The 1,268-nt window shown below is 65.7% G+C and carries 1 protein-coding gene; it reads left to right on the top strand.

Going from position 1 to position 1,268, the window contains the following annotated elements; translation table 11 throughout:
- Positions 1-1,101 (top strand): efflux RND transporter permease subunit (locus EOA38_RS37070; RefSeq protein ID WP_145966312.1); only part of this gene is annotated, 1,101 nt, incomplete at its 5' end.
- Positions 1,102-1,268 lie beyond the last annotated feature (167 nt).

Below are 1,268 nucleotides of genomic sequence, written 5' to 3'. Positions count from 1 at the left end.
GAACGGGACGCTCGAGAAGGTCTCGCGCACCTTGGCCGCGCCGTCGCGGCCAAGGTGCGCGAGACCTTCTCGAGCGTCCCGTTCATCGTCGACGTCGACGACAGCTTCCACAACCAGCCGCAAAGGCAACGGCTGTCGATCGACCAGGACAATCTCGAATATTACAAGGTCGAGCAGTCGGATGTTCACGACACGCTGGGCTATCTCTTCGGCGGCACCACGGTCGGCTATTCGCATCGCGGCGGCGGCCGTTATCCGATCCCGATCCGCATCGCCCTGTCGAAGGGCGACGGCATCGTCGACCAGCGCGCGCTGGCGACGCCGGTGCCGGCCAATGCCTTGCCGGGCGCTCGCGACGTGGTCGAGCTCGGCGACGTGGTGCGCCTTGCGGGCGAGCCCGCCTCGTACCCGATCTTCCGCCACAACGGCCGCCCCGCCGAAATGGTGATGGGCGAGTTGGCCGGCGCCTTCGAGGCGCCTGTCTACGGCATGCTCGCCGTCGACGACGCGATCGCTCGGGCGGACTGGGGGGCGCTGCCGAAGCCGGCGATCGCGCTGCATGGCCAGCCGGACGACGAATCGAAGCCGACGCTTCTGTGGGACGGCGAATGGGAGGTGACCTGGGTGACCTTCCGCGACATGGGCGCCGCCTTCATGGTGGCGATCCTGGGCATCTATATCCTGGTCGTCGCGCAGTTCGGCTCCTTCCGGCTGCCGCTGGTGATCCTCACCCCGATCCCGCTGACGTTGATCGGCATCATGCTCGGCCACTGGGCTTTCGCCGCGCCCTTCACGGCCACCTCGATGATCGGCTTCATCGCACTGGCCGGCATCATCGTGCGCAACTCGATCCTGCTGGTCGATTTCATCCGCCACTCCCGCGGCACCGACCGGCCATTGGTCGACATCCTGCTCAAGGCCGGCGCGATCCGCTTCAAGCCCATCCTGCTCACCGCGCTGGCCGCGATGATCGGCGCGGCGGTGATCCTGACGGACCCGATCTTCCAGGGTCTCGCCATCTCGTTGCTGTTCGGGCTTGCCTCCTCGACGCTGCTGACGTTGCTCGTCATTCCGGCGATCTATGTGGCGCTGCGGAGTTGATGGCTCCCGGGGCGGGATTGCCGGCTTGAGCCGTCTCGTCGGCGGACGGCTCAAAGCATGTCTCCCGAAAGTGGGACCCGGTTTCGGGAAAAAGACATGCGTAAAAACAAAACCTGAAGCGCAGAAGCGATCTGAAAGATCGCGGCGCGCTTTAGCCGGTCTTCATC

Source organism: Mesorhizobium sp. M1E.F.Ca.ET.041.01.1.1 (assembly GCF_003997355.1).
Lineage (GTDB): Bacteria > Pseudomonadota > Alphaproteobacteria > Rhizobiales > Rhizobiaceae > Mesorhizobium.
The sequence above is the reverse complement of the archived record's forward strand: the minus strand, read 5'-3'. Positions and strand labels throughout refer to the sequence as shown.